This window comes from Candidatus Litorirhabdus singularis (assembly GCF_026262625.1).
Classification (GTDB): Bacteria; Pseudomonadota; Gammaproteobacteria; order Pseudomonadales; family Halieaceae; genus Litorirhabdus; species Litorirhabdus singularis.
This window is the reverse complement of record NZ_SHNN01000002.1, coordinates 322,134-348,655: the sequence shown is the minus strand read 5'-3', so window position 1 is coordinate 348,655 and position 26,522 is coordinate 322,134. Positions and strand designations below refer to the sequence as shown.

25 protein-coding genes and 2 tRNA genes are annotated in these 26,522 nt (G+C 52.7%); 4 read left to right on the top strand and 23 right to left on the bottom strand.

From position 1 onward, the window contains the following. Positions 1–81: 81 nt before the first annotated feature. From rplT to EYC98_RS09955, 5 genes are all read right to left on the bottom strand, one after another. Complete coding sequence (gene rplT / locus EYC98_RS09975; RefSeq protein ID WP_279245197.1) at positions 82–438, bottom strand: 50S ribosomal protein L20; 357 nt, start codon at positions 436–438, stop codon at positions 82–84. Between the two features lie 31 nt (positions 439–469). Beyond that, positions 470–664 carry a 50S ribosomal protein L35 gene (gene rpmI / locus EYC98_RS09970; RefSeq protein ID WP_279245196.1) on the bottom strand — a complete coding sequence of 65 codons (195 nt, stop codon included), beginning with the start codon at positions 662–664 and terminating at the stop codon, positions 470–472. Between the two features lie 58 nt (positions 665–722). Beyond that, the gene (gene infC, locus EYC98_RS09965; RefSeq protein ID WP_279246067.1) at positions 723–1,217 is read right to left on the bottom strand and encodes a translation initiation factor IF-3; all 495 of its coding nucleotides are present in this window, start codon (positions 1,215–1,217) and stop codon (positions 723–725) included. 39 nt (positions 1,218–1,256) lie between these two features. Beyond that, on the bottom strand, positions 1,257–3,182 hold the full coding sequence (gene thrS / locus EYC98_RS09960) for a threonine--tRNA ligase (RefSeq protein WP_279245195.1): 1,926 nt from the start codon (positions 3,180–3,182) through the stop codon (positions 1,257–1,259). Between the two features lie 253 nt (positions 3,183–3,435). After that, positions 3,436–4,956, bottom strand: a complete 1,521-nt coding sequence (locus EYC98_RS09955; RefSeq protein ID WP_279245194.1) for an arylsulfatase — start codon at positions 4,954–4,956, stop codon at positions 3,436–3,438. A gap of 177 nt (positions 4,957–5,133) precedes the next feature. Here EYC98_RS09955 and EYC98_RS09950 point away from each other — a divergent pair, with 177 nt between their 5' ends. Continuing rightward, positions 5,134–6,009, top strand: a complete 876-nt coding sequence (locus EYC98_RS09950; RefSeq protein ID WP_279245193.1) for an SDR family NAD(P)-dependent oxidoreductase — start codon at positions 5,134–5,136, stop codon at positions 6,007–6,009. A gap of 207 nt (positions 6,010–6,216) precedes the next feature. Here the strand turns inward: EYC98_RS09950 and EYC98_RS09945 are convergent, their stop codons facing one another. Beyond that, a complete protein-coding gene (locus EYC98_RS09945; protein ID WP_279245192.1) occupies positions 6,217–6,966 on the bottom strand; it encodes a TIGR00266 family protein in 750 nt (249 codons plus the stop codon). A gap of 140 nt (positions 6,967–7,106) precedes the next feature. On the opposite strand from EYC98_RS09945, the gene EYC98_RS09940 reads away from it, so the two are divergent. Then, entirely contained in the window at positions 7,107–8,330 is a 1,224-nt protein-coding gene (locus EYC98_RS09940; RefSeq protein WP_279245191.1) for a cytochrome P450, read from the top strand. A 66-nt stretch (positions 8,331–8,396) separates the two neighbouring features. On the opposite strand, the gene EYC98_RS09935 is transcribed toward EYC98_RS09940, so the two are convergent. Continuing rightward, positions 8,397–8,473, bottom strand: a tRNA-Val gene (locus EYC98_RS09935). A gap of 30 nt (positions 8,474–8,503) precedes the next feature. Continuing rightward, positions 8,504–10,525, bottom strand: coding sequence for an excinuclease ABC subunit UvrB (uvrB, locus tag EYC98_RS09930; protein ID WP_279245190.1), 2,022 nt, complete (start codon positions 10,523–10,525; stop codon positions 8,504–8,506). A gap of 98 nt (positions 10,526–10,623) precedes the next feature. Between uvrB and EYC98_RS09925 the strand changes: the two genes are divergently transcribed. Further along, a tRNA-Asn gene (locus EYC98_RS09925) sits at positions 10,624–10,699 on the top strand. A gap of 486 nt (positions 10,700–11,185) precedes the next feature. Here the strand turns inward: EYC98_RS09925 and EYC98_RS09920 are convergent. Then, positions 11,186–12,751 carry a SulP family inorganic anion transporter gene (locus EYC98_RS09920; RefSeq protein WP_279245189.1) on the bottom strand — a complete coding sequence of 522 codons (1,566 nt, stop codon included), beginning with the start codon at positions 12,749–12,751 and terminating at the stop codon, positions 11,186–11,188. Between the two features lie 319 nt (positions 12,752–13,070). Between EYC98_RS09920 and EYC98_RS09915 the strand changes: the two genes are divergently transcribed. Next, positions 13,071–13,445 (top strand): VOC family protein, encoded by a 375-nt coding sequence (locus tag EYC98_RS09915; RefSeq protein ID WP_279245188.1) that lies wholly within the window; start codon positions 13,071–13,073, stop codon positions 13,443–13,445. 6 nt (positions 13,446–13,451) lie between these two features. Here EYC98_RS09915 and EYC98_RS09910 read toward each other — a convergent pair whose 3' ends face one another. From EYC98_RS09910 to serC, 14 genes are all read right to left on the bottom strand, one after another. Continuing rightward, positions 13,452–13,940 (bottom strand): hypothetical protein, encoded by a 489-nt coding sequence (locus tag EYC98_RS09910; RefSeq protein WP_279245187.1) that lies wholly within the window; start codon positions 13,938–13,940, stop codon positions 13,452–13,454. 5 nt (positions 13,941–13,945) lie between these two features. Beyond that, a complete protein-coding gene (locus tag EYC98_RS09905; protein ID WP_279245186.1) occupies positions 13,946–14,911 on the bottom strand; it encodes a DHH family phosphoesterase in 966 nt (321 codons plus the stop codon). 25 nt (positions 14,912–14,936) lie between these two features. Further along, the gene (locus EYC98_RS09900; RefSeq protein ID WP_279245185.1) at positions 14,937–16,907 is read right to left on the bottom strand and encodes a polysaccharide biosynthesis protein; all 1,971 of its coding nucleotides are present in this window, start codon (positions 16,905–16,907) and stop codon (positions 14,937–14,939) included. A 99-nt stretch (positions 16,908–17,006) separates the two neighbouring features. Then, positions 17,007–17,975 carry an MraY family glycosyltransferase gene (locus EYC98_RS09895; RefSeq protein WP_279245184.1) on the bottom strand — a complete coding sequence of 323 codons (969 nt, stop codon included), beginning with the start codon at positions 17,973–17,975 and terminating at the stop codon, positions 17,007–17,009. After that, a complete protein-coding gene (locus EYC98_RS09890; protein WP_279245183.1) occupies positions 17,976–18,869 on the bottom strand; it encodes an NAD-dependent epimerase/dehydratase family protein in 894 nt (297 codons plus the stop codon). It abuts the gene before it with no gap. 66 nt (positions 18,870–18,935) lie between these two features. Further along, positions 18,936–19,232 (bottom strand): ComEA family DNA-binding protein, encoded by a 297-nt coding sequence (locus EYC98_RS09885; RefSeq protein WP_279245182.1) that lies wholly within the window; start codon positions 19,230–19,232, stop codon positions 18,936–18,938. Positions 19,233–19,316: 84 nt separating this feature from the next. Beyond that, positions 19,317–20,012, bottom strand: coding sequence for an orotidine-5'-phosphate decarboxylase (gene pyrF / locus EYC98_RS09880; RefSeq protein WP_279245181.1), 696 nt, complete (start codon positions 20,010–20,012; stop codon positions 19,317–19,319). Then, positions 20,013–20,330, bottom strand: coding sequence for a LapA family protein (locus EYC98_RS09875; protein WP_279245180.1), 318 nt, complete (start codon positions 20,328–20,330; stop codon positions 20,013–20,015). It lies immediately after the preceding gene. A 64-nt stretch (positions 20,331–20,394) separates the two neighbouring features. Beyond that, the gene (gene ihfB / locus EYC98_RS09870) at positions 20,395–20,691 is read right to left on the bottom strand and encodes an integration host factor subunit beta (protein ID WP_279245179.1); all 297 of its coding nucleotides are present in this window, start codon (positions 20,689–20,691) and stop codon (positions 20,395–20,397) included. A 295-nt stretch (positions 20,692–20,986) separates the two neighbouring features. After that, positions 20,987–22,663: a 30S ribosomal protein S1 gene (gene rpsA, locus EYC98_RS09865; protein ID WP_279245178.1), complete on the bottom strand. Its 1,677-nt coding sequence runs from the start codon at positions 22,661–22,663 to the stop codon at positions 20,987–20,989. A gap of 67 nt (positions 22,664–22,730) precedes the next feature. After that, positions 22,731–23,426, bottom strand: a complete 696-nt coding sequence (gene cmk / locus EYC98_RS09860) for a (d)CMP kinase (RefSeq protein ID WP_279245177.1) — start codon at positions 23,424–23,426, stop codon at positions 22,731–22,733. 1 nt (position 23,427) lies between these two features. Continuing rightward, positions 23,428–24,312 carry a prephenate dehydrogenase gene (locus EYC98_RS09855; protein ID WP_279245176.1) on the bottom strand — a complete coding sequence of 295 codons (885 nt, stop codon included), beginning with the start codon at positions 24,310–24,312 and terminating at the stop codon, positions 23,428–23,430. A gap of 5 nt (positions 24,313–24,317) precedes the next feature. Continuing rightward, entirely contained in the window at positions 24,318–25,436 is a 1,119-nt protein-coding gene (pheA, locus tag EYC98_RS09850; RefSeq protein ID WP_279245175.1) for a prephenate dehydratase, read from the bottom strand. A gap of 3 nt (positions 25,437–25,439) precedes the next feature. Then, positions 25,440–26,519, bottom strand: a complete 1,080-nt coding sequence (serC, locus tag EYC98_RS09845; RefSeq protein ID WP_279245174.1) for a 3-phosphoserine/phosphohydroxythreonine transaminase — start codon at positions 26,517–26,519, stop codon at positions 25,440–25,442. Positions 26,520–26,522 lie beyond the last annotated feature (3 nt).

Here is a 26,522-nt window from a genome sequence, read left to right as displayed (position 1 = left end):
AAAGAGCAGAGCCCTTTCCCTTTGATTTTTACATGTAGCCAGCGAACCGCGATGCTGTAAAGCGTTGCGGTGAGGGTGGGCTTAGGCCAATGCGGCCTTCGCTTGCTCCACGATCGCTGTAAAAGCCGGCTTGTCGTGTACTGCCAGGTCCGCCAAAACGCGACGATCCAGGGCAATATCAGCCTTTTTAAGGCCATTGATCAAACGGCTGTAACTCAAGCCATTGGCACGAGACTGGGCGTTGATGCGAGTGATCCACAGCGCGCGAAATTGACGCTTGCGCTGACGACGGTCACGGTAGGCATACTGGCCAGCCTTGGTAACGGCTTGCTTGGCAACACGAAATACGCGCGAACGCGCACCGTAGTAACCCTTGGCTTGCTTTAGAACTTTTTTGTGACGGCGGTGAGCCACCACACCACGTTTTACGCGGGGCATAGTCTTCTCCTATCTCTCGAATCAGTAAGCGTTATTTGGCCCGCATCATGCGGTCAATCAGCGGTTTGTCGTTTTCGTGCACCCCACGGGTACCTCGCAACTGGCGCTTACGCTTAGTGGTCATCTTGGTCAAGATGTGAGACTTGTGCATGCACTTACGCTTGTAACCGCTTCCGGTCTTTTTAAAGCGTTTGGCAGCCCCGCTGTGAATTTTTGCTTTAGGCATAATAAACTCCGCATTTGCAGTTGGTTAATAAAATAGATCTTAGGGCATTCACGGGCCGCTAAGTCTTCTTCTTTGGGGCGATTACCATAGTTAGCTGTCGACCTTCCATTTTCGGAAATTGCTCAACATTACCTAACTCGGCCAGATCAGCTTCTACTCGTTTGAGTAGCTCCATGCCAATTTCCTGGTGGGCCATTTCACGTCCACGATATCGTAGTGTGACTTTGGCCTTATCCCCGCTTTCAAGGAAACGTACCAGGTTGCGTAGTTTTACCTGGTAATCCCCTTCCTCCGTCCCTGGACGAAACTTCATTTCTTTAACTTGTGTCCGCTTCTGCTTCTTCTTCTGAGCAGCCTTTTGCTTCTTCGCTTCGAACACATGTTTGCCGTAATCCATCAACTTGCAGACCACGGGCTCAGAATCTGTAATCTGGACAAGGTCCAGTGTGGCAGCCTCAGCTGCAGCACGCGCCTCGGTGAGGGGAACAATCCCCATCGGCTCACCTTCGGCACCAATTAAACGTACGGTTGTTGCTACAATTTCTTCGTTAATCGGCGAGCGCTTGCCCTTGCCTTTCTCTTTTTTGATAATCTACTTCTCCATTGCAATACGACCGCGACGCGCTACGTCCTGGCTGAGCAACCCACTTACGGCATCAATACTCATTGATCCCAGGTCCTCACCATTGCGTGCACGCACGGCCACAGTGTCTGTTTCTGCTTCACGATCCCCTACTACTAACAGATAAGGAATGCGCTGAATTGTGTGCTCGCGGATTTTAAAGCCGATTTTCTCATTTCTCAAGTCCGAAATGACCCGAAACCCTTTGTTTCTTAAGGAATCTTCCACCTTTTTGCTATATTCGGCCTGTTTGTCCGTAATATTGAGAATAACGGCCTGCTCCGGCGCCAGCCAGACCGGGAAGTTACCCTCGTACTGCTCAATCAAAATACCGATAAAACGCTCAAACGAACCCAGGATAGCGCGGTGCAGCATCACCGGAACCTGACGCGATCCATCCTCAGCGACATACTGGGCATCGAGGCGCGCTGGCATCGAAAAATCAACTTGAATAGTGCCCAGTTGCCATACCCTGCCAATACAGTCCTTCAACGAAAACTCGATCTTGGGGCCGTAAAAAGCACCCTCACCCGGCAGCTCCTGCCAAGGTAGCTCGTGATTATCCAGCGCTTTGGCCAAGGCAGCCTCAGCCCGATCCCAGTCTTCGTCGCTACCCACGCGTTGTTCGGGACGCGTTGAGAGCCGGTATATGACCTCCTCAAAGCCAAAGTCGGCATATACCTCGTGCAAAAAATCGATAAACTTGGATACTTCCGGCTGCACCTGTTCCTCTGTGCAAAAAACATGCGCATCATCTTGCACGAAGCCCCGTACGCGCATAATGCCGTGCAGTGAACCCGAGGGTTCATTGCGGTGACAGGAGCCGAACTCGGCCAACCGCAGTGGCAAGTCACGATAGCTCTTCAGGCCCTGATTAAAGACCTGAACGTGACATGGGCAGTTCATTGGTTTTACAGCGAAGTCACGGTCTTCGGTCTTGAGCATGAACATGTCATCACCGAACTTATCCGCGTGGCCAGACTTTTCCCACAGTGACATGTCGACTAATTGAGGGGTTTTGATCTCTGAGTAATCATGTAGCCGCTGCTGCTCGCGCATATACTGTTCAATGGTCTGATAGATACTCCAGCCTTTGGGGTGCCAAAACACCATCCCCGGAGCTTCTTCTTGCATATGAAACAGGTCAAATTTCTTACCCAACTTACGGTGGTCGCGCTTCTCCGCCTCGTCAATACGCCGCAAGTAGGCCTTGAGTTCCTTTTTATTGCGCCAGGCTGTGCCATACACACGCTGTAGCATTTCGTTCTTCGAGTCACCGCGCCAGTATGCGCCAGCAACTTTGGTTAACTTAAAGGCCTGTAGTTTGCCAGTACTGGGGACGTGGGGGCCCCGACACAAATCCATCCACGGCCCTTGCCGATACAGACTAATTTCTTCGCCCTCGGGCAGCGCTTCTATAATTTGAACTTTGTAGTGTTCTCCCATCTCGCGGAAGGTCTTGATGGCGGCATCGCGAGTCATCACAACCCGTTCGACGATCACATTATCGCGCACGATTTCTTCCATGCGTTTTTCAATTTTTCCGAGATCTTCAGTGGAAAAAGCATGGCCGGAAGCAAAGTCGTAGTAGAAGCCATCTTCTATAACAGGGCCGATGGTCACCTGGACACCGGGAAACAGCTCCTGTGTCGCCATTGCCAGCAGGTGCGCAGTGGAATGGCGGATAACCTCCAAGCCCTCCTCATCACGATCAGTAATGATTGCCAGCTCGGCATCGGACTCAATAACAAAGGAAGTATCAACCTCACGACCATCGACTTTTCCAGCCAAGGCCGCCTTGGCCAGACCGGGGCCTATGTCGGCTGCGACTTCATGTACGGAAACAGGTTGCTCAAACGTGCGTTGAGAGCCGTCAGGCAGGGTAATTACTGGCATTGCTGCTGTCCTATGTCAGTGGTGGCCCCTACTAAAGGCCACGTGAGTCAGCTCATTTACTGGAAGTGTGGATGCTGATCGATTGAGGTTGAAGTTAGCGCGCGATAATACCACAGGCAGAGACGCCGCTGTAGGGCGGAATTTATTCTGCCTGTTGAGTGCTTTCAGGGTGGGAATGGAAGAATGAACTCTTCCTACAGGGGGCGTGGCGCGCCCTGTAGGGCGAAATTCATGTCGTCTTTGACGCGGCCCTTTATCTGGCCACGCCGTCCTGGAGTTTGTCCATCACCTGGTCCAGCGAGAAGCTCGCGGCTTTCTGACGTGGCGGGTATTTCTTGAAGGTAGCCAGGAACTCACCTACATACTCCTGCGCAGGAACCAACAGGAAGACATGATCAAGCAACCAGTCAAAGTAGGTATTGGAAGTAATGCTAGCGCGCTCATACGGATCGCGGCGCAGGTTATATATCATGGGGACGCGAAGCGGCACGAAAGGCTCGATCCATGCCTGCATAGTCGCTTCAGCTCGCTGCTCCATAAAGATCAGCTTCCAGTCCTGATAGCGTAATGCGGTCAGATCGCCATCGTCGGAGAAGTAAAAGATTTCATCGCGGGGAGCAGTTTCAGTTTCACCCGTGAGATAAGGTAAGAAGTTGTACCCATCCAAATGCACCTTGTACTTCCGGCCCATGGCGCGGTGCCCTGACAGCAACTTCTCTTTAACATCAGGCTCTCCGGCGACCGCCAAGAACGTAGGCAACCAATCCATGTGGTGCATGATTTCGTTGGAGACAGCATCAGCCTCAATCTTGCCAGGCCAGCGGACCATAGCCGGTACGCGCCAGCCACCTTCCCAGTTAGTATTCTTCTCGCCGCGGAATGGCGTCATCGCTGCATCAGGCCAGGTATTCATGTGTGGACCGTTATCAGTCGAATAAAACACGATAGTGTTGTCCGCAATGCCCAAGTCATCAAGCTGCTGGAGGAACATGCCTATATGCATGTCGTGCTCCATCATGCCATCGCTATATTCGTTCTGGCCACTGATGCCACGGAGCTCTGGCTTGACGTGAGTGCGAAAGTGCATGCGGGTACCGCTCCACCAGACGAAAAACGGCTTGTCTGCCTTAGCCTGAGTCTCGATAAACTTTTGCGCTGCTGCGACGGTTTCGTCATCGACCGTCTCCATGCGCTTCTTGGTCAGCGGACCCGTATCCTCAATCTGACCATCGGCAGAAGACTTGATAACCCCGCGCGGGCCATACTTTTTGCGGAACTCTGGATTGGTCGGGTAATCAGGCAGCTCAGGCTCTTCCTCAGCGTTGAGGTGGTAAAGATTGCCCAGAAACTCATCGAATCCGTGATTGGTTGGCAGCATGTCGTCGCGATCACCCAAGTGATTCTTGCCAAACTGCCCGGTAGCGTAGCCGTGGTTTTTCAGCAAGCCGGCAATGGTGGGGTCTTCCTCACGCATACCTAGCGGGGAACCCGGTAAACCTACCTTACTCAGACCGGTGCGGAACACTGACTGCCCCATGATAAAAGAAGACCGACCTGCCGTGCAGCTCTGCTCACCGTAGTAATCCGTGAAGATCATACCCTCGTTGGCGATACGATCAATATTGGGCGTACTGTAGCCCATCATGCCCATGGTATAAGCAGAGATATTAGAGCGACCAATGTCGTCGCCCCAAATGACCAAAATATTGGGCTTCTCTGCTGCCAGCGCCAGCTGAGAGCACACCAACAGACCTAAAGTGAGTAAAACGCGCATTTGAAATTTCCTGTAATTAGATACTTATCAGCGGGAGTATATAGCAGTTAATACTGATTCGCTGCTAATTTGGATTACGGCCTGTCTAGTGCGCATTGTTAGCCTATTCCCGATTGCCAAGACCCATGTGGTGGGAAATAATCTGCTTCAGTTTTTTAACAGACTTGGGAAGCAATAATGCAAGATTTTACGGGTAAAGTAGCAGTGGTTACCGGCGGCGCAAGCGGCATCGGTCGCTCATTAGTCAAAGAACTTTTAGCCGAAGGCGCCAAAGTCATCATTGGCGACGTGGAGCAATCCGCTCTCGACCGGGTTTTAGCGGAGTTTGATTCTGCCGGGGAAGTATCCGGCGCGGTAGTTGACGTCTCCAATGAGGCCTCTGTTGAGGCATTCGCCGAACACGTCTTTGGGCATCATGGTGCCTGCCACCTATTGTTCAACAATGCGGGAGTCGCTGCACCCTCAGCAAACGTTTGGGAAACTACCGTCAATGACTGGAAGTGGGTTCACGGCGTTAACGTAATGGGCGTTATCCATGGCATTCAATCGTTCGTTCCACGGATGCTAGCCTCCGGTGAGGAAGGTCACGTTATCAATACCTCATCCGGTGACGGCGGTATCTCTCCACTACCCTATCAATCTGTCTACGCCTCAAGTAAAGCTGCTGTCTCATGCATCAGTGAATGTCTGGCAGCTCAACTGGAAAGCGAGAACACCCAGTTAGGAGCATCGGTTTTCTACCCCTCAGGTGGACTGCTTGATACCGGTATATGGACCACCGATCGCAACCGGCCCACTGACCTGGCCCGCGAGAAGCCTTACGACCCCGTACCCACGGTGCAGGATTTCAAGGTAGCTGCTGAAGCCGCTGGCATGGAACTGCCAATGCAGGATCTGGACGAATTGGCGCGCTATTGTCTGGATGGCATCAAAGCCAAAAACTTCGTCATTATGATTCGTGTCGAAGAAGCTCAGGCCACATTGACCGCTCGCGCAGAGCGTTATGGTAGAGCGGAACTGCCTATAGATCTGCAGGAAATTCCCCAACTGTAAAGGGATTGTTCTCCCGACCGCGTGAGATCGCTCAAAGCCTGCGCCAAAAACACATCCATTTGGCGCGGGCGGTTGCCCTCAAGGGAACGTATCAGGCATAGTGCCGTACGGAAAAAAACGGAAACATTGATGTCTTTAGCTCAACTCGCGTTCATCATCCTGATTGTCGGCACCGTTTATTTGGTGCGTAATCGCCGCAAAGACTGATCAGTCCTCGCCCTTCTCTTCGCCCCCAGCACTAGGCGCATGCGCCAGAATGCGGTCTGCGAGCCGAGAAAACGGCAGGCTCTGTAAGTAAACTGTTCCTGTGCCCGACAGCGTGGCCAAGAACATGCCCTCACCTCCGAAAAACATTGATTTAAGCCCACCGGCGCTATCTATACTGTAGTCAACGCCGGTAGAGAATGCCGCAAGACAGCCCGTATCGACCCGCAAAGTCTGCCCAGCTAACTGCTTCTCGACCACGGTCCCACCAACGTGAAAGAATGCCAGACCATCGCCCTCGAGCTTTTGCAGTATGAAACCCTCTCCGCCAAAAAAGCCAGCGCCGAGCCTCTTACTGAAAGCGATACTGACTCGAGTCCCGCGCGCGGCACACAGAAACGCATCTTTTTGACACAAAAGTTCGCCGCCAACCTGCGCCAGGTCTACCGCTACAATGCGCCCAGGATAAGCTGCCGCGAAGCCCACTCGGCTCGGCGCGTCACCCTCGTTAGTGAAATGGGTCATGAACATGGATTCGCCCGACAAGGCGCGCTTGCCGATGCCAACCAATTTACCAAACATACCCGATTCGGCTTCGGAGCCATCCCCTAAACGGGCCTCAAAACTGATGCCCTCTTCCATGTAATTCATGGCCCCTGCTTCGGCAATCACAGTCTCACCCGGGTCCAAGGTAATCTCGACAATCTGCATATCGCCGCCGATCAGTGTGTAATCAATTTCGTGACTAGCCATGAAAGTTCTCCTGAACTGTAGATGCGGCGCACATAGTACGAACACTATCCAGAGTAAGCAACGCGCTGGTTACTTGCCAGTCTTGAATCGTCGGTGCGATGATAGGCTTTCCTCAATCGGTACAAGGACGCACAAGAGACATGCAATGCCCACATGCCACACTTCTCAACTTGGCTAATTTTGAGCAAGGCACGCCCAGACAAGAGATTGCCCGCCTACGCAAAAATCACCGTCTGGTTTGGCAAGAAGATGAATATGAACGTGGCGGTCACTGGCTGGTCCTGCAACGGAATGACATAGATACCGTGTTAAAAACACCTGCGGATTTCACCAATAATTTCAGCCCGCTACTGGAAGACTTTCCACCCGATGTGCTTGCTATACAGCAGGAAAGCCTGACATTCATGGACCCGCCGCGGCACGGTGAATACCGTTCCATGGCGGATTTTGCGTTTCGCCCGAAGGCTCTGAGAGCACGTGCCGACTTAATGCAGCAAATGGCAACCCAAGTAATTGACGCTGTCATTGATAAGGGCGAGTGTGAGTTTGTAGAAGAAGTCGCTATGCAATTACCGATGAAAGCCATTTACGGACTCCTGGGCGTGAAGCCGGAGGACTACCAATATGTCGCCGATATCACCAATACTCTTGCGCTGGCAAATGACCCCGAGTATGCCGTAGATCGCGATGCCGGATTCGCCGCTTCAATGGAGGCTTACCTGTTTGGCGAAAAGCTGGCCCAAGATCATCGCGATAATCCTAGAGACAGTATGACCATGGATATGCTTCAAGCTGACAAAAATGGACGCAGCTTAAGCAACTCGGAATACGCCGGTTTCTTCGTCAATCTTATAGTGGGCGGCATGGAGACCACACGAAATACCACGGCCTGGCTAATATATGAATTTATTAGATATCCAGACCAGTACGCTCTGCTCCAGGCCGATCCTGGCTTGGTAACCCATGCGGTCGAAGAGATACTGCGCTATCGCAATACGGTGGTTTATCTGCGTCGCACCGCAACTCACGACATGGAATTTGCTGGCGAATCAGTTAAAAGCGGCGACAAGTTGGTCTGCGTGCTGGGCTCACCAAGTCGGAGCGAAGAGTTCTTTGATAGCCCCGATCGGTTCGATATTACCCGTGACCCTATCCATACCCGCCGCCAGTACCGAACTTTTGGTGCCGGGCCACACTTCTGTATTGGGGTGCATCAGGCGCGCATGATGCTGGAGCTGATCACCGCGGAAATAGCAGCGCGAATGACTAATCTAAGGCTGATCGAAGAGCCCGTGCATTTCCGGTCCAACTTCATGGATGGGTTTAAGCGCATGGTGATTGGGTTTGATAAGCGGGAGGGTTAGGCGCGTTCTCACCGAATGATCATGCCAAACGTAAAAGGGCCACCCTGTGGGTGACCCTTTTACGTTTGGTAGGACCAGGCAGATTCGAACTGCCGACCTCTACCATGTCAAGGTAGCGCTCTAACCAACTGAGCTATGGTCCTAAAAATCAGGGGCGATTATATAGACAGACTTCAGTTAATGAAAGCCTGTTGTTTGAGTTCTGTTAACTCGTCCCGCAGTCGAGCGGCATCTTCAAATTCAAGATTCTTCGCATGCTCGTACATAGTTTCTTCCATCTGCTTGAGCTTACGCGCCAATGCCGCTGGCGTCAGATTGACCACTTCGGCCGCATATGCGCCGGTGCGGTCAGCGACTTTCTTGTCACGGGACTTACGCCCGCGTCCCGGAGCGCTGTAGGCGCCCTCTAGAATATCGGTGACAGACTTCTGAATCCCCTTGGGGGTAATATTGTGTTCCTTGTTGTGCGCTACCTGCTTCTCGCGACGGCGATCGGTTTCTGCGATTGCACGCTCCATAGACCCGGTCATACGGTCAGCGTATAAGATTGCACGGCCGTTAATATTCCGTGCACAGCGGCCAATGGTCTGAATCAAAGAACGATCACTGCGCAAAAAGCCTTCTTTATCAGCATCCAGAATCGCTACCAGAGAGACTTCTGGCATATCCAAGCCTTCTCGCAGCAAGTTAATACCTACCAATACGTCAAACACACCAAGGCGCAAATCGCGAATAATCTCTACCCGCTCTACCGTCTCTATATCCGAGTGCAGGTAGCGGACCTTGACGCCGTTCTCAGCCAGATACTCACTTAAATCCTCCGACATCCGCTTTGTCAGCGTGGTTACCAACACTCTCTCGCCTTTAGCCACGGTAGCGCCAATCTGCGACAGCAAGTCATCAACCTGAGTAGTCGCCGGTCGTATCTCCACTTCAGGGTCAATCAGGCCCGTTGGGCGCACCACCTGATCCACAATGCGACCCGCATGCTCCAATTCATAACGACCAGGCGTTGCCGATACGAATATTGCCTGCGGAACCAGACCTTCCCATTCGTCAAAACGCAAAGGCCGATTGTCCAAGGCCGACGGTAAACGAAAGCCATATTCCACAAGAGTTTCTTTACGCGAGCGGTCGCCTTTGTACATCGCACCTAATTGCGGAATACCCACGTGAGACTCGTCGACCACGACCAGGGCATCTGATGGCAGGTAATCAAACAGTGTAGGCGGCGGATCGCCCGGAGCTCTGCCAGAGAGGTATCTGGAATAGTTTTCCACGCCGGTGCAGTAACCCAGCTCTCGAATCATCTCCATATCGTACTTGGTTCGTTGTTCCAAGCGCTGCGCTTCTACGAGTTTGTTGTTACTGCGCAGTTGCTCCAGGCGCACCACCAACTCTGCTTCAATCTGCACTACCGCGTTCATTAGTACGTCGCGTGTTGTGACATAGTGGCTTTTAGGGAAAATCGTAATGCGCTGCAGATTTTTCTCAATGGCGCCGGTCAGCGGATCAAAAAGACTGATGCTTTCGATTTCCTCATCAAACAATTCGATTCTGACCGCTTCACGCTCTGACTCAGCCGGATAAATGTCAATGACATCTCCACGCACCCTATACGTCGCCCGATGGAAATCCGTGTCATTGCGCACATACTGAAGTTCAGCTAGCTGCCGCAGCAGCGCGCGCTGATCTATGATTTCGCCGCGCGTCAGGTGCATAACCATTTTGAAATAGGACTCAGGGTCACCTAGTCCGTATATAGCCGACACGGTTGCCACGACTATGGTGTCCTCTCGCTCCAGCAGGGCCTTAGTTGCCGACAGGCGCATTTGCTCTATGTGGTCATTGACGGAGGCGTCTTTCTCGATAAACGTGTCTGAGGAAGGCACATAAGCTTCTGGCTGATAGTAGTCATAGTAAGATACAAAGTATTCCACAGAGTTATTGGGGAAAAACTCTTTGAACTCGCCATAAAGCTGCGCCGCCAGGGTCTTGTTCGGCGCCATAATAATGGTTGGCCGTTGCAGCTCCTGTATCACGTTGGCAATGGAGAAGGTTTTACCAGAGCCCGTGACACCCAGCAGAACCTGCGATGCCAGCCCCGCCTTGACGCCTTCGATCAAACCACTAATAGCTTGCGGCTGGTCTCCTGCCGGTTCAAATTCAGAGACTACTTGAAATGCTTTGACCATGACTCATGACTTTTCAATTAAACGCCTATTATTGACCAAATAGCTATTGACCGACAGGGGGGTGAACATTAATATACGCGGCCTCGAGAGAGTACCATTCCGCCTTAGCTCAGTTGGTAGAGCAAATGACTGTTAATCATTGGGTCGCTGGTTCGAGCCCAGCAGGCGGAGCCAAATTTAGCTCGTTATATCAAAGGCTTACAGAAATGTAGGCCTTTTTTATTGGATCGGATATGACCGCTGTGTAACCCGTTCTGTAGCCTTCTCTGTCCAAGATTGGCCCCGTAAAAACTTTTTGCTCTGCTATCCATTTCTCGCAACTTCACGACTTCAACTTCTATGACTCGAATTCTGATGTAAGCTAACACGGAGCATACGCCAAGGCGTGTTGATTATGCGGGTTCTCACACGCCTCCCGGACGAGACGATACTCATTGGAGAATGACTTAGAACTGACAGTTATTGGCCGTAGTCGCACGCAGATTAAACTATTGTAGATTTCCCCAGCAGTCTGCGCGTAAATTGACACTTCAGATTCAAAGTGGGCAGCCTAGATATATGAAATGGAGGGCAGCCGGGACACGAGCTGCGAATACCCGCTACGGAGCCAAATTTCACTACAATAGTCGCAGATCCTGCGGCCCTTATAGTTTCAGCGCTCTACCCAAGCGTATCTTCGGCGATAAAATACTGTGGGTCCTCGATAACGTTTACTTCAACCAGGCTGCCAGCTTTGCGCAACAACTTACGGCACTCTGCGCTGAGGTGAACCAGGTGCAGTGTTTTGCCTGCATTAAGATAACGATCTGCAAGTGTGTCGATAGCATCCAGGCCAGAGTGATCGCAGACTCGCGAGCCGGCAAAATCGATGACCACGTCATCCTTGGCCTGCTGGGGATCAAATTGTTCGAGAAAGGATGTTACTGAACCGAAAAATAACGGCCCACTGACGCCATAGACGGTACGGCCTTTATGGTCTTCGCGAGTCTCAACGTTAACATGCTTGGCGTGCTCCCAAGCAAATACCAGGGCAGACATAATAACCCCCACCACCACAGCCACTGCCAGATCGGTGGCAACCGTAACACCAGAGACCACGACCAACACCAACGCATCACTGCGCGGAACTTTGCGTAACACACGAAAGCTACTCCATTCAAACGTACCGATAACCACGATAAACATCACACCAATCAGCGCGGCAAGCGGAATCTGTTCGATCAAATGCGAAGCAAACAGGATAAAGAACAACAGACTCAGAGCTGCGGTAATTCCAGAGAGCCGGCCACGACCGCCCGAATTGACGTTGATCATGCTCTGCCCAATCATGGCACAACCGCCCATACCGCCAAATAGACCTGTAGCGGTATTCGCTACGCCCTGCGCCACACACTCGCGATTACCACGACCGCGAGTTTCAGTGATCTCATCGACCAGTCGCAATGTCAGCAATGACTCAATCAGGCCAATGGCTGCCAGAATACAGGCGTAGGGCAAGATTATGACCAAGGTGTCCCAATTGAACGGTACGCTGGGAATGTGAAAGCTAGGTAAGCCGCCTTTAATCGACGCAATATCACCAACAACCCGTGTATCCAGATCAAGCCCTAGTACCAGCAGGCTGACGACCACGATAGCTACTAGCGATGACGGCACTGCTGTGGTTAAGCGAGGGAGCATGTGAATGATGAACATGGTTAAGGCAACCAACGCTACCAGCATGTAGAGCGCACTCCCCGACAGCCAGGCGACATCGACAATGGAGCCCTGCATGAAAGTGCCTTCCAGCCAGCCCGGCTCTCCGTCCACGCCAAACTGTCCCAGTTGGGCGAGAAAGATAACGATTGCCAAACCATTAACAAAACCGAGCATGACTGGGTGCGGCACCATACGGATAAACTTACCCAACTTGAACAGGCCTGCGCTAATCTGCAAGACGCCCATAAGCACCACAGTGGCGAACAGGTATTCAACGCCGTGATCCGCCACCAGCGCCACCATCACCACCGCTAACGCACCTGTAGCGCCGGAGATCATACCCGGACGCCCACCGATGCAGGCCGTAATGAGGCCAACCATAAAGGCAGCGTAGAGCCCAACCAGCGGTTCTACGCCCGCAACAAACGCAAACGCGACGGCTTCTGGCACAAGCGCCAGCGCTACGGTAAGGCCGGACAACAAGTCATTTTTAACCGATGCTACGCGGCTGGGTTTGATTTCAAACATATCACTCTCTTAACCAAAAACATCCGGCTCCGTGTCATACATGACACAGGCGGAAATCGATGAGGGATTATCGGCTAGCGTCGCTGTTAGGAGGCAACGCCAAGGGCGCGCATTCTAGTCAATGGTCGCAGCCATTACAAACGCTGACGGCGACAATGGGATTGTTACCAGTAATAGTGCACCGCAATGTCGAACAGGGGTTCACAGTCACAGCTACGGAGCAGCCGTGCCAGACCGTGCCCCGTGAGATCCGGTATTTATCGCCACTCTAGCTTCAACCGCCCTATACTAGGCAAACCCAATCCAACGAGCTAAAGCTATGCAACTTGATCATATGAACATTAGTGTGCCGGCTCCCCTGCTAGATACGATCAGGGACTTTTACTGTGACGTACTTGGCCTGAGCAAAGGTCCTAGACCGGAATTCGGCATTGCCGGCTACTGGCTCTATGGCACCGACGCCAGCCGCGCAATCGTCCACATTATCGAGAGCGATAACCACACTTTTTCGGATATGAACCACCTCGATCATGTGGCGTTTCAAACCGATGATCTTGGCGCGGTGCGGGCTAAACTTGAGGCACGAGCAATACCCTATGGCCATCTAGATTTACCGGATTTCAAACTAGAACAGGTTCAGTTTATGGATCCGGTAGGCATCAAAATTGAGATCAATAGTTACCCGGCTGACTAGGTGAGGCTAGTTAACCACCTCTACGTTATCTACCGGAGGTGGCGGTGCAATAAGCGGGGTCGACTTCATCAGCTCAAAGTCCAGCAAGGTGGACACCTGACTATCAACCTGAATAAAGCGCGCCGCCAAAATCGGGTCCAGCGCTTTGGAGATACGTGCAAAATAATTCTCACGCCGCTGCAGCCGCGCCCGCTGTATTGCAAAAGATTGATCGGCAATACGGTTAGCATGATCCGCTGTCATATTGCCAAAATTCGCGGAGAACTCCTCTAGCATTGTCATTCTCTGCACCAAGAGAGTGTCTTGTTCCTTGGCATAATCTTGATAAATCGGCCAAAACACTTTTTGCTGCGCTGGCGTCAGGTCCATAGCCAGCAGCACAATATCGTTGCGCGCACCGCTAATATCAGCTCGAGCCATTTCGAGTAATGCTTGCTCCGCGTTGGCAGCCATAACCAGAAAACTCAAGAACAAACCACATAGTGCTCGCTGCATTGCCCTCACCCTTGCTGATAAAAGCCTGAAAAACGCTCGATGAATTGATCCAGCATTGCCGCTGGCAGATCATTAATCCCAGCCGCCGCTTTGCGTCCACCACCGGTGGGGAACTCCATACACAACTCATCGGCACCGGTTTTGTTATCCAGCGGCGCGCGTACGCTTACCAGATAATTACCGTTGGCTTTTTCTGTGAGAACGGCATGTCCGCGAGCAGGGCTGGCATTGGCCAAGTCATTGCTATACACACCACTCACCCTGCGCGCCCAGGCCTCATTAGGCAGCACATACACGGCGGTAGAGTCGCTTACATGAGCAGGTTGCAGCGACTGTGCAGCCCCCATATCAGCTTGATACCCGCCCTCCAGCTTTTCAAAGTCGGCGCTAGCTTGTTGTATAAAATCAAACGGACTGGCATGCGCGCTAACACTTATATAAAGATCTGTAGGCGTAAAATGCAGATCCTCCAGGCTGGAACCGTAGCCGTTGTAGTTGATGTAAGTCCCCAGGTTCTTCAGCTGCTCTAGCGCCGCAGGATCGAGATCGAGAGGCTTTGCCAGGGTCGTTGCACTAGCAAACAAATTATCGCCAAAAGCGCCGACGACGGCCCACTCAAGAAAGGCACTTTTGAGGTGTGCGTTGACCAGAATGCTAGTGCACACATCGGGCGCTGTGTTAATCAAAGCATGTAGCTTTTTGTCCTGGGGAATATCACCGGCAAAATGATGGTCGCAGTAAAACACTTCAGCTCCGGCTTCCAGAGCACCTTCCAGCGCCTCCCGATTCTTGTCCAAAGAGACGTCCAGCACTGTGATTTGGTCACCTGAGACGGCCTGTACCTGCTGCAAGAGTGCTATATCTCGTTTGACTCCAGTGATCAGTTGCGCATCACGTGGCTCGGCATTACGTAGCTGGGTAAGCGCGCAAATGCCGTCTGCATCGCCATTGAATACATCGAAAGCGGTCATAGTTATCCTTCAGGTTTTAGTGATTCTAGTTATCTGCGGAACGCATCGGGAATAGCATTTGCACATTGGACGATTCGCTTTGACTGCCCATCATCTGCTTTTTCCAAACATGGTCATGCATGCCCTGATGACCCTCAAACCCACTCACCGCTTTTAACAGTATGGCTTTGATACTCTCACAATCCATCTCGTCGCAGTTCGATTTAAGATTATCCAGCCAGCCACGAATCTCTTCCATGGGCGGATATTCTTCTACCGCGCGCATAATCATCGGATGGCCTGTCCCAGTCACATTGGTGCCGAGTAACAACTCTTCAAAGAGCTTTTCGCCAGGCCGGAGGCCCGTGAATTGGATACTAATATCACCTTGCGGGTTATCTTCATCGCGAACCGAATAACCGCTTAAATGGATCATGCGCTTGGCCAGATCAAGAATTCTAACCGGGTCGCCCATATCAAGCACAAACACATCGCCCCCAATGCCCAGGGCACTGGCCTGCAGCACCAACTGTGCCGCTTCGGGTATGGTCATGAAGTAACGGGTAACTTCAGAGTGAGTAACGGTGAGGGGACCGTGAGCACGAATCTGTTCGCGAAACAGTGGCACTACCGAGCCAGAGGAGCCCAGTACATTACCAAACCGCACCATACAAAAGCGGGTGTTGTTCTCTGTCCCCGTCAGGCCTTGGCACACCATCTCAGCAAGCCGTTTGGAGGCACCCATGATATTGGTAGGACGCACCGCTTTATCCGTTGAGACCAGCACGAAGGTCTCGACCCCGGCATCAATAGCAGCCTCGGCAGCGTACACGGTTCCGAATACATTATTTGCTACACCCTCGGCGATATTATATTCCACCAGAGGCACATGCTTGTAGGCAGCGGCGTGGTACACCGTTTGCACCTCAAACGTAGTGAACAGTCGCTCAATTCGGCGCTTATCCTGCACGGAGCCCAATAGCGGTATCAGCTCTATCTCGAGGCCGGAGCTGCGCAGTAAGTCGCGTAATTCACGTTCGATTTTGTAAAGCGCGTACTCAGAAATATCCAATAGCAGTAACTCGCGCGGCTTGGATAGTAGAATCTGTCGACACAGCTCGGAGCCGATGGAGCCCCCCGCGCCAGTTACCATCACCACCTTGCCTGTAATACAACGGTCAATGAGTTCAGGGTGCGGTGGCACTGGGTCACGACCCAACAGATCCTCCAGCTCAATATCCTGTATCTGGGTGACATTCGCTTTACCCAATAACAGATCGGAAAATTTGGGTACGGTTCGAACGTAGACGGGCAGTCCCACCAGCGAATTGATTATCTCACGCCGCCTCTCGCCGCTAACGCTAGGCATTGCTAACAACACCTGGGAAATATCGTGCTCAGCAATGAGTTTTTCTACGTCCTGCGGCTTAACCACCTGAACACCATTGATAACGCTATGCTGTAATTTTGCGTTGTCGTCGACGAAAAAAACCGGACGAAACTGATCTCCATGGCTAAGCGCAGTCAGCAATTGTCGGCCCGATTCACCCGCGCCATAGATAATCACTTTGTCTGTCGCAAACAGGACTTTATCTTGATAGTAGGCGCGCACCACCATTCTGCCGCCACCGATAAACAACAACGCTAATGCCCAATAAACAAAAGGCAGCGAGCGCGGCACATGCGCCTGACTGAAGAAGATACAAGCGCCCAAAACCATGGTCGAGTAGCTGACGCCCCGCACAATCGCCCAGGCTGCTTGCTGGCCCATAAAGCGAATGACAGCTCGATATAATCCAAGCCGCAAAAATATGATAGCGCTGATGACTACAGTTGCCGCAGCGCAAACAATCTCGATAACCCCGATATTGAAATCAACGGTACCCAAACGCATAGCAATCGCTGCCCACATTGCAGCACAGACGAAAAACATGTCCAGCAGGAGCAGCAGGATCTGCTTGATATTACGCGGTAGCTCGAGCATTTTTTCAAAGGCCAGCACAAGGCTGCTGCTCATACTGCGCATGGTTCTTTTGCTGATGCGACGAAAAAAGGCCACGGAGGTTTTCCTGCTGAGTAAACAGACGACCATTCTAGCTGTTTCTGATATTAAATTTTACGTTATTTTGACCGTTTTCCGCATGAAAATAATGAGCGGCAGGTAAGCCAGAATGACTATGGCTAGCCCCGCACGCGGCCAGTAAGCCGCAGCGGCAGCCAATGGCAGCAACCAGAGCATATTGAGCAGCATAAGGGCTAAAAGCACCCTTTCATGACTGTGCCAATGCCTGGACAGTCGCTGATAGAGGTGTTGGTTATGTGCTTGCATCACCGACTCTCCTGCTAAAGCCCTACGCACCAGAGTGTAGGTGGTGTCAGTCGCAAAAGCCGCCAACAGTATCAACCAACTAACCAGCGGCAGGCCAACACCAGCATCAGTAGCCAGAGACAATACGCCCACTATCAAACCTAAGGATACGCTGCCGCTATCGCCCATGAACAGCGTCGCCCGCGGCCAATTGAAGACCAGAAAACCGCAGGCGGCAGCAGCAAGCCCCAGCGCTGCCACTAGCTGCCACAAAGGGGCACCCGTGAAGCTACCCAGCGCCGCTGCCGCGACACCGATAAAAACGGTCTGCACCCCTGCGATACCGTCAATGCCATCCATAAAGTTATACAGATTGCATAACCACAATAGATATAACCAGGCCAGGGGCCAAAGCCAGACAGAGTCTAATGGCAAATATGTAATAACGGCAGCGCATACCAACGCATACACCAGCAACCGATTAAATGCAGGTAACGCCGCAACATCATCCCAAAACCCCGCCACTGCCACTGCCAGCGAAGCCGTGACCAACATCACCAACGGCATATCACCTGCCCCTAACCAGTAATATCCCGCCAGCAATGTAGCGTTCCAGGTCAAAATAATGGCAATTCCGCCACCGCGAGGGATGGGCTTCTCATGAGCGCTGCGGGCGTTGGGTAAATCTATGATTTGCCAGCGTCGCGCCAGCTGCAGATAGACAAAACACAGCAGCATGCTGAGCATGAGCGTAGCTACGAGCAGCACCACCATCATCTAATTCGTCGCTTTTAGCATAGTGCTGGTTGCTTGCTCAAAAGTCAGCTGCGGCTGCCAACCCAACTCGCTCCGTAAAGCCTCACTTGAATAAAGCTCTTCACCAAACATTCGTGACCAGGTGTCGCCGCGCACTCGCTGTGTCACTAAATCAAGTCCCATACACGCCAGCCGCCAGCCAGACGTCGGCAGCCAAGCGCTGCCTGGATTCCACCCCAGACCCGCGCGAATGGCCTGATACAGACGCCTGGTAGAATACTCCTGGCCATCTGTTGCAGTGAGGCACCGAAAAGTTGCAGGCTGTTGCTCAGCCATAGTGCACAAGGCCTCAACCAGGTCTGATATGCTCACCAAGGAGCGCGCTCCAGCACTTGGCGGCATAGGCATATGCCCTCGCACTGCCGTAATCAACTGCCCAAGATTACCCCCTACCCCCGGCCCGTAAACCAATGCCGGACGCAAACACTGAATGGCCATACCTGATCCAACTGACAACTGTTCCAGCGCCTGCTCAGTCTTCCACTTCCACTGCCCATAGGCACTGGCCGCAGCAGCTTCCGCTTTCACACTGCTAAGGAAAATAAAGCTGGCGACCCCTGCGGCCAATGCCTGCGCGGCTAGATCTAGACTGGCCTGGTGGTTAACGCGACGGTAATCATCATCGCTGGCTTGTTGGTGGGCAATGCCTGCGCAGTGAAAAACCCACTCCACCCCTGTCAGGAGCTCGCCCGGGATGGCATCTCGACCCAGGTCGATCGCGTACACTGGCACGTTAGCTAGCGGGCTGGTCGCTGTATGGTGAGTAACAAGCACCAACTCGTAGCCTCTGGCATCCAGCTCCTTACTCAGCGCTGCGCCAATAAAACCAGTGGCACCGGTAACCAGACACTTCATAAACAGGATTCTTGTCAACAAAAAAGGGGAGCCTAAGCTCCCCTCCATGATACGGATGAGTCAAAGTTAATCCAAGCTTATACGATCGCGGTTCTTGTCGATCGTCGCCTGACCAATACCCCTGACCTGCAATAAATCGTCTATATGCAGGAAGGGACCATAATTTTCACGATAACGTACTATTTCTGCGGCGCGAGACAGACCCACACCATTGAGCTTCTCCGCCAAGGTGGCAGCATCCGCGTTATTGATATTAACCACTTGTGCCTGGCTCGCGACTGCTAATTCAGCCGCGTGCAGGGTAAGAGGGGTGAAAGCCGGGAACAATCCCAGCAATAGAGCCAAAGTAAGTCTTTTCAGCATAATAGAGATCTCCATATCTGATAATGCATCCTGCAATTATCCGTATCGAGTATCAGTCTAGTCGGTCAGTAAACGCCTGCCGGACTATTTGCTATCCAATTCGTTCAAGATAGCTTGCAGACGATCTACCGGGTCCGCAGCCTGGGTAATCGAGCGACCAATGACCAGGTAGTCACTGCCTGCGGCAATCGCAGCCTGCGGTGTTACCACGCGGCGCTGATCATCGCTGCTATCCCCTGCCATTCGAATACCTGGAGTCACCAGCGCAAAACCGCCGCCGCGCTGTGCTCGCAAGTTACCGGCCTCCTCGGCAGAACAGACAACACCACTCATGCCACTATCCGCTGCCAAAGCGGCCAGCATCGAAACGCGTTCTGCAGCGCTTTGCGCATAACCCAATTCCGATAAATCCTCAGCTGAGAGACTGGTCAGGACTGTTACTGCAATCAGTATTGGCGGTTGAGAATAACCCACCAGTACCTCCCCTGCTGCCTCCATCATGCGCCTGCCTCCGCCAGCGTGCACATTGACCATCCATACACCGAGATCTGACGCTGCACGCACGGCCGACGCAACGGTGTTTGGAATGTCGTGATATTTGAGATCCAGAAAAACATCGAATCCGCGATGCTGGAGTTGCTCCACTAGTGCTGGTCCAAAACGGGTGAATAATTCCTTGCCTACTTTAAGGCGACATAAAGACGGCTCCAGGCGGTCAGCCAGAGCCAACGCGGCCTCCTGGTTGTCGTAATCCAGTGCCACGATAATCGGTGATTGCATCTATACCTCGGTTTTTTCTAACGCGATTGAGGGGTCTGTTTGACCCAACTCCAGTTCCTTTCCAGCAACGCTCAGCCGACGGTTGGCTCGCAGTAGTGAGGTACGCAGTCGCAGAATCATACCCAGAGAGGTCAGCATGCCGATAATACCGCCACAGGCGAAGCCGAGTAATACCCATAACGCTACCGAGCGCTCTGGTAACTCCACCAGCAATAGATTGAGAGGCACCGGCTCGGGGTTTTGCACGGCAAACAATACCCCCACCATAAGCACCAGGCAGAGCAGTAAGAACATCAAAATTTTAACAAGTAGTCTCATAATCTCCAGGCATTAAAAAAGGGCTAGTGCTCACGCAGTGCCCTTATTGTATCTATTTTCTGCTTCAATGACCCGCCTGCAACCCCAGGTTGACTCGCTCACGGAGCTCCTTACCCGGCTTGAAATGCGGTACATATTTCCCGGTAAGCTCAACCGCATCTCCCGTTTTCGGGTTGCGACCGCGCCGGGGCTCACGATAGTGCAGCGAGAAACTGCCAAAGCCCCTGATCTCAATACGCTCCCCCGACGAGAGGGTCTGCGACATGTGTTCCAGTATCGTTTTAACAGCCAGCTCCACGTCCTTGGCCGACAACTGTGTTTGGCGAGATGAGATCAACTCGATCAGCTCAGATTTGGTCATCTACAACTTCCTTCTGGGGTTTTTGCTAACCCTCTGATTAATAAGATCATTTTGCCCGTAAGTCGATAGGCGCGCAAGCGGTAATTGCTAATGTGGGAGATCAATCACAGCCAAACGCAAGGAATCAAAACCCTGTAGGGCAGAATTTATTCTGCAATGTGCACGGCCAACCGCGACGAGAGGCAGCATGAATCATGCCCTATGGGCGGCAGTGCAGGCATAAAAAAACCCGCAGCGCTTGCGCGTTGCGGGTCTTCTGATGGCGCCGTAGCGCCAGATTAATCGCGCAAGGCGATTATTTATCTTCCATCTGCGCCTTGATCAGGTCACCGATAGTGCCTGGCGAAGCTGCTTCAGTAACAGTCTCCTTCAGGCTCTTAACAGCATCCTTCTCGTCATCGTAGTCTTTCGCCTTAACAGACAGAGCCAAACCGCGGTTCTTGCGGTCTACACTGACAATCTTGGCTTCAACTTCTTCGCCGACTTTAAGCACGTTACGAGCATCTTCAACTTTATCGCGGCTAAGCTCAGAAGCCTTCAGGTAACCGACAACTTCTTCGGCCAGCTCGATAAGAGCTCCCTTGGCGTCAACTTCAGTGACTTTACCAACCACAATAGCGCCGCGGTCATTTTCTGCCACGTAGTTATTGAACGGGTCGTCTTCCATCTGCTTGATGCCCAGAGAAATACGCTCACGCTCGGCATCGACCGACAGAATGATTGTCTCTATCTCGTCGCCCTTGTTGTAGCTACGCACAGCTTCTTCGCCGGTCTCGTTCCAGGAGATGTCGGACAAGTGAACCAGTCCATCGATGTTCCCTTCCAGACCGATAAAGATACCGAAGTCGGTGATAGACTTGATATTGCCCTTGATCTTGTCGCCCTTGGTGTACTGCGAACCGAAAGCATCCCATGGATTCTGCTGGCACTGCTTGATACCCAGTGAGATACGACGACGCTCTTCGTCGATATCCAGAACCATCACTTCTACTTCGTCACCCAGCTGGACAATCTTGGAAGGATGTACGTTCTTGTTAGTCCAATCCATTTCTGAAACGTGAACCAGACCTTCTACACCCTCTTCCAACTCAGCAAAGCAACCGTAGTCAGTAAGGTTAGTAATACGAGCCTTAACGCGGGTGTTCTCAGGGTAACGACCCTTGATCTCAACCCAGGGATCTTCACCCAGTTGCTTCAGACCCAGTGATACGCGGTTGCGCTCACGGTCAAACTTGAGGATCTTGACTTCAATTTCCTGACCGACTTCAACGATTTCACCAGGATGCTTGATACGCTTCCAGGCCATATCGGTAATGTGCAGCAGACCATCAACACCACCCAGGTCAACAAACGCGCCGTAATCAGTGAGGTTTTTGACCACACCGTTAACAGACATACCTTCTTGCAGGTTGGCGAGCAGCTCATCGCGCTCAGCGCTGTTGGCATCTTCCATAACTGCGCGGCGTGAAACAACAACGTTGTTACGCTTTTGATCAAGCTTGATTACCTTAAACTCGAGCTCTTTACCTTCCAGGTGAGTTGTCTCACGTACTGGGCGCACGTCGATCAGTGAACCAGGCAGGAATGCACGGATAGTGCTGATGTCGACGGTAAAGCCACCTTTGACCTTGCCGTTGATAACACCTTTAACGACCGCGTCAGCTTCGTGTGCTGCTTCAAGCTCTTTCCAGCTCTCGGAGCGCTTGGCTTTCTCGCGTGACAGGCGGGTCTCACCGAAACCGTCTTCAACGGCCTCCAGTGCTACTTGCACCTCGTCGCCAATTTGCAGGGCGCATTCGCCATTGGCATCTAAAAACTGTACGCGGGGAATGACACCTTCCGACTTCAGGCCGGCGTGCACGGTAACCCACTCACTATCAATATCCATGACCACGCCGGTCACAATAGACCCGGGCTGCATATCGACGGTTTTAAGGGATTCTTCAAATAGTTCAGCGAAGCTTTCGCTCATAAGACTTTCCTGGCTTTGTACCGTGCCACCAGCCGACACGGCTCTATTAATAATGCCTGCCCCGGACCTATGCTGGTTGCAGCTCGGGGAAGACCTTGTGTACATCACGCATAATCATTGCGAACACTGCGTCGATGCTTTGTTTTGTGCTGTCGATCACTATGGCATCGTCAGCCGCCACCAAAGGAGATACTGAACGTGAGCGATCTCGCTCGTCCCGTTCTTGTATATCCCCTAAAAGGCGCGGCAGACTAACACTTTCGCCCTTTTCTAGCAACTGACGGTAACGCCGCTCAGCACGCTCTTCCGCGCTCGCCACCAGGAAGAATTTGAGTGGCGCATTGGGAAACACTGAAGTGCCCATGTCACGACCGTCAGCGACCAATCCTGGTGCGACCAGAAAGTCGCGCTGACGCTGCAACAGAGCAGCGCGCACGGCGGGAATTGCCGCTACGGTAGAGGCGCCGCGGCCTCCCTCTTCAGTCCTAATGGCTGAGCTGGCATCTTCGCCACGATAAAAAACCAGGACTTCACCGCTATCGGCACCCTTAAACTCTACTTCAAGACTTCGCGCCACCGCTGCCACGTTATCGTGATCCTCCAGAGCAACATTCTGTTGGTTGCAGGCATAAGCAGTAACGCGGTATAGAGCACCACTATCCAGCAAATGCCAACCCAACGCTGCCGCTAGTTGATAGGCAACAGTGCCCTTACCCACCCCACTCGGTCCATCAACTGTTATAACCGGCAGACTGGAGGCCATATCAGGAATCCGCAGACCCTGCCACAAAGGCATCGCGCACAGCCTTGGAGCGGGAAAAAGTATCATGCAAGGCGTCACTATCCGCGCTGGCGATGGACTCACGCAGTTGTGCGAGATTTGCCGTGTACATATCAATCGCCTCAAGCAGGCTGTCGCGATTACTCAGCGCAATATCTCGCCACATGGTCGGGTCGCTGGAGGCAATTCGCGAGAAATCACGAAACCCACCGGCTGCAAAAGCAAAGATATCGTCGGTTATGGCGCTGCTGGCCAGCGCATCCACCAACGCATAGGCAAGCATATGCGGTAAATGACTGGTAGCAGCCAGCACTGCGTCATGCTCAGCGACGTTCATCTCAGCGACATTGGCGCCAGTACTCAGCCACATCTGCCGCACTACCGCTAAGGCTTCAGTGTCGGTTTCCGGCAAAGGCGTCAGAATAACTCTGTGATTACGGTACAGGTCGGCATCCGATGCGTCGACCCCGCTATTGTGGGAACCGGCGATGGGATGCCCCAGCACCAAATTGGGCGGCACTTGACCCGCGCAGGCGGCTATTCCTGCCTGCAGCAAGCTGCCTTTGACGCTGGCCACATCGGTAACAATGGTCGACCTGGAGACCTTCGGTAACACCTCTGCCACCGCTTCAATAGCTCGCAACACGGGAGTGGCAATCACGACCATATCAGCACCAGCCAAGGCTTCATCAATATCCAGACTGTAGCTATCAATAATGCCAAGCGACACGCCCTTTTTTAGGGAAACATCGCGATGACCGTGGCCGGTTATATGATCACAAAAACCCGTCTGTTTCAGCGAACGGGCCAGTGAGCCGCCCATCAGACCCAGCCCCATAATCACAACTTTACCCAGTACCGCAGCCATAACTGCTAAATAACCGCCTTGGGGTAGGAACCTAGAGGCTTTAGTAAAATCGACTGTTCTTCCAGTTGTGCCACAATCGCCGCCACATTAGGGTCGCGCAGATGTCCCTCGAATTCGATAAAGAACACATAAGCCCATTTTTCTGTGCGCGAAGGTCTGGTATCCAACCGCGTCAGACTTACGCCAGCTTGCCTGAACGGCTCCAGCAGCGCGAACAGGGCCCCAGGACGATTACGGCTGGCCACTATAATCGACGTCTTGTCATTACCACTTGGAAGAACTTCCTCGCTCCCGATAATAAGGAAGCGTGTCGTGTTATCGGGATTGTCCTCAATATTTTCAGCCAGTCTTTGTAACTCATACTGTGTGGCGGCCATATCGCCCCCTATGGCTGCCGCACCTGGTTCAGATGCCGCCAGCCGCGCGCCCATAGCATTACTGGAGACCGCAATCTTTTCTACTTGCGGCCAGTGCGCTTCAAGCCAGTCTCGGCATTGCGCCAGCGTTTGTTGGTGCGTGTAGATTTTTACGATATCCGCCGCAGAAGTGTGCGCTGCCGCCAACAAGTGATGATGAATACGCAGTTCCACTTCCCCACATATCTGCAGGCCAGAATCCATAAAATTATCGAGCGTATGGTTGACCATGCCCTCGGTAGAATTCTCGACCGGAACGACACCGTAATTACATTGCCCCGATTCAACCTGATTGAACACACCGGCAATCGTGTCCTGCGAGACATCCAGCACGGCATGGCCAAAGTGCTTAATAGCCGCGGCCTGCGTGAACGTCCCCTCAGGACCTAAATAGGCAACCTGCATAGGCCGCTCGAGCGCCAGACAGGCGGACATAATTTCACGGAATATGGCGGCTACATTCTTCGCCGGTAACGGCCCCTGATTGCGCTCCATAATCCGGGCCAGTACCTGGGCCTCGCGCTCAGGGCGATAAAATACAACCTCAGCCGACTCGGCGCCGTCAGCACGAGCCTGCTGTGCTTCCGCCATCTTTATATCGGCTACTTCCTGCGCCAAGCCAGCGCGGCGATTGATCAGTTCTTGAAGTTGCTGATCAAGGGTGTCGATTTCTGAGCGGACCTGATCGAGGTCTTTCGAATCAGTCATGGCTTAGCCGTTGCGTTTCGCAAAGTCCTGCATGAAGCCAATCAGGGCGTCCACTGCAGCTTCGGTAACCGCGTTGTAAATACTTGCCCGCATGCCGCCCACAGAGCGGTGCCCCTTCAGGTTGAGCAGGCCAGCAGCGTCCGCCTCTACCAGGAAAGGCTTATCCAGTTCAGCATCGGCCAGAGTAAAGGCTACGTTCATCAGTGAACGACTGGGCACTTCTACCGGACTGCTATAAAACTCGCTGTCGTCGATAGCCGCATACAGCTTCTCTGCCTTGCGCCTATTAACGCGTTCCATAGCGTCCAAACCACCCTGCTTGCGCAACCATTCAAAAACCAGACCCGCTAAGTAGATAGAATAAGTTGGCGGCGTGTTATACATGGATTCATTATCGGCAGCGAGCTTCCAGTCCAGCATGGACGGAGTCAGCGGATTGGCATTGCCCAACAAATCACGGCGCACGATGACCAGCGTCAAACCAGCAGGGCCGATGTTTTTCTGCGCGCCAGCATAAATCACACCAAAGCGGCTGACATCAGTCGGACGCGACAAAATCGTAGAGGACATATCCGCCACCAACGGCACTGAGCCTTCAGGTGTCCAGAAGAACTCCACTCCACCGATAGTCTCGTTTGGTGTGTAGTGCAGATAGGCAGCGCCATCATTGGTTTGCCATTCAGACTGCGGCGGAATCGACGAGAAGTTGCTATCCGCAGAACTGGCCACGACGTTGACGTCAAGAAATCGTGATGCTTCGGCAATTGCCTTCTTCGACCACTGACCGGTATTCACGTAATCTGCGGTCGCATTGGCGTACCCAAGATTCAGCGGCACCGCCGAAAACTGTGTGCTGGCACCACCTTGCACAAACAGTACTGCATAGTCATCGCTAATACCCAATAGCTCACGCAGAGTCGCTTCTGCGCGCTCGGTGATTCCAACCACCTCTGCCGAGCGGTGGCTCATTTCCATCACGGAAAGACCCTTCCCACCCCAATCGAGCATTTCGTCCCGGGCTTGCTCCAGTACCGCTTCCGGCAATGCAGCTGGGCCCGCGCAGAAGTTATAGCAACGCGCCATGTA

Bases quoted from the DNA above. Each gene is read 5' to 3' on its own strand.
- EYC98_RS09920 (WP_279245189.1), bottom strand. From the start codon at position 12,751: ATGTTTGAAATCAAACCCAGCCGCGTAGCATCGGTTAAAAATGACTTG.
- EYC98_RS09940 (WP_279245191.1), top strand. From the start codon at position 7,107: ATGCAATGCCCACATGCCACACTTCTCAACTTGGCTAATTTTGAGCAA.
- EYC98_RS09900 (WP_279245185.1), bottom strand. From the start codon at position 16,907: ATGAGCAGCAGCCTTGTGCTGGCCTTTGAAAAAATGCTCGAGCTACCG.
- thrS (WP_279245195.1), bottom strand. From the start codon at position 3,182: ATGCCAGTAATTACCCTGCCTGACGGCTCTCAACGCACGTTTGAGCAA.
- EYC98_RS09915 (WP_279245188.1), top strand. From the start codon at position 13,071: ATGCAACTTGATCATATGAACATTAGTGTGCCGGCTCCCCTGCTAGAT.
- EYC98_RS09955 (WP_279245194.1), bottom strand. From the start codon at position 4,956: ATGCGCGTTTTACTCACTTTAGGTCTGTTGGTGTGCTCTCAGCTGGCG.
- EYC98_RS09885 (WP_279245182.1), bottom strand. From the start codon at position 19,232: ATGCTGAAAAGACTTACTTTGGCTCTATTGCTGGGATTGTTCCCGGCT.
- uvrB (WP_279245190.1), bottom strand. From the start codon at position 10,525: ATGGTCAAAGCATTTCAAGTAGTCTCTGAATTTGAACCGGCAGGAGAC.
- rplT (WP_279245197.1), bottom strand. From the start codon at position 438: ATGCCCCGCGTAAAACGTGGTGTGGTGGCTCACCGCCGTCACAAAAAA.
- EYC98_RS09910 (WP_279245187.1), bottom strand. From the start codon at position 13,940: ATGCAGCGAGCACTATGTGGTTTGTTCTTGAGTTTTCTGGTTATGGCT.
- rpsA (WP_279245178.1), bottom strand. From the start codon at position 22,663: ATGAGCGAAAGCTTCGCTGAACTATTTGAAGAATCCCTTAAAACCGTC.
- EYC98_RS09895 (WP_279245184.1), bottom strand. From the start codon at position 17,975: ATGATGGTGGTGCTGCTCGTAGCTACGCTCATGCTCAGCATGCTGCTG.
- serC (WP_279245174.1), bottom strand. From the start codon at position 26,519: ATGGCGCGTTGCTATAACTTCTGCGCGGGCCCAGCTGCATTGCCGGAA.
- ihfB (WP_279245179.1), bottom strand. From the start codon at position 20,691: ATGACCAAATCTGAGCTGATCGAGTTGATCTCATCTCGCCAAACACAG.
- pyrF (WP_279245181.1), bottom strand. From the start codon at position 20,012: ATGCAATCACCGATTATCGTGGCACTGGATTACGACAACCAGGAGGCC.
- EYC98_RS09905 (WP_279245186.1), bottom strand. From the start codon at position 14,911: ATGACCGCTTTCGATGTATTCAATGGCGATGCAGACGGCATTTGCGCG.
- EYC98_RS09875 (WP_279245180.1), bottom strand. From the start codon at position 20,330: ATGAGACTACTTGTTAAAATTTTGATGTTCTTACTGCTCTGCCTGGTG.
- pheA (WP_279245175.1), bottom strand. From the start codon at position 25,436: ATGACTGATTCGAAAGACCTCGATCAGGTCCGCTCAGAAATCGACACC.
- rpmI (WP_279245196.1), bottom strand. From the start codon at position 664: ATGCCTAAAGCAAAAATTCACAGCGGGGCTGCCAAACGCTTTAAAAAG.
- EYC98_RS09950 (WP_279245193.1), top strand. From the start codon at position 5,134: ATGCAAGATTTTACGGGTAAAGTAGCAGTGGTTACCGGCGGCGCAAGC.
- EYC98_RS09890 (WP_279245183.1), bottom strand. From the start codon at position 18,869: ATGAAGTGTCTGGTTACCGGTGCCACTGGTTTTATTGGCGCAGCGCTG.
- cmk (WP_279245177.1), bottom strand. From the start codon at position 23,426: ATGGCCTCCAGTCTGCCGGTTATAACAGTTGATGGACCGAGTGGGGTG.
- EYC98_RS09945 (WP_279245192.1), bottom strand. From the start codon at position 6,966: ATGGCTAGTCACGAAATTGATTACACACTGATCGGCGGCGATATGCAG.
- EYC98_RS09855 (WP_279245176.1), bottom strand. From the start codon at position 24,312: ATGGCTGCGGTACTGGGTAAAGTTGTGATTATGGGGCTGGGTCTGATG.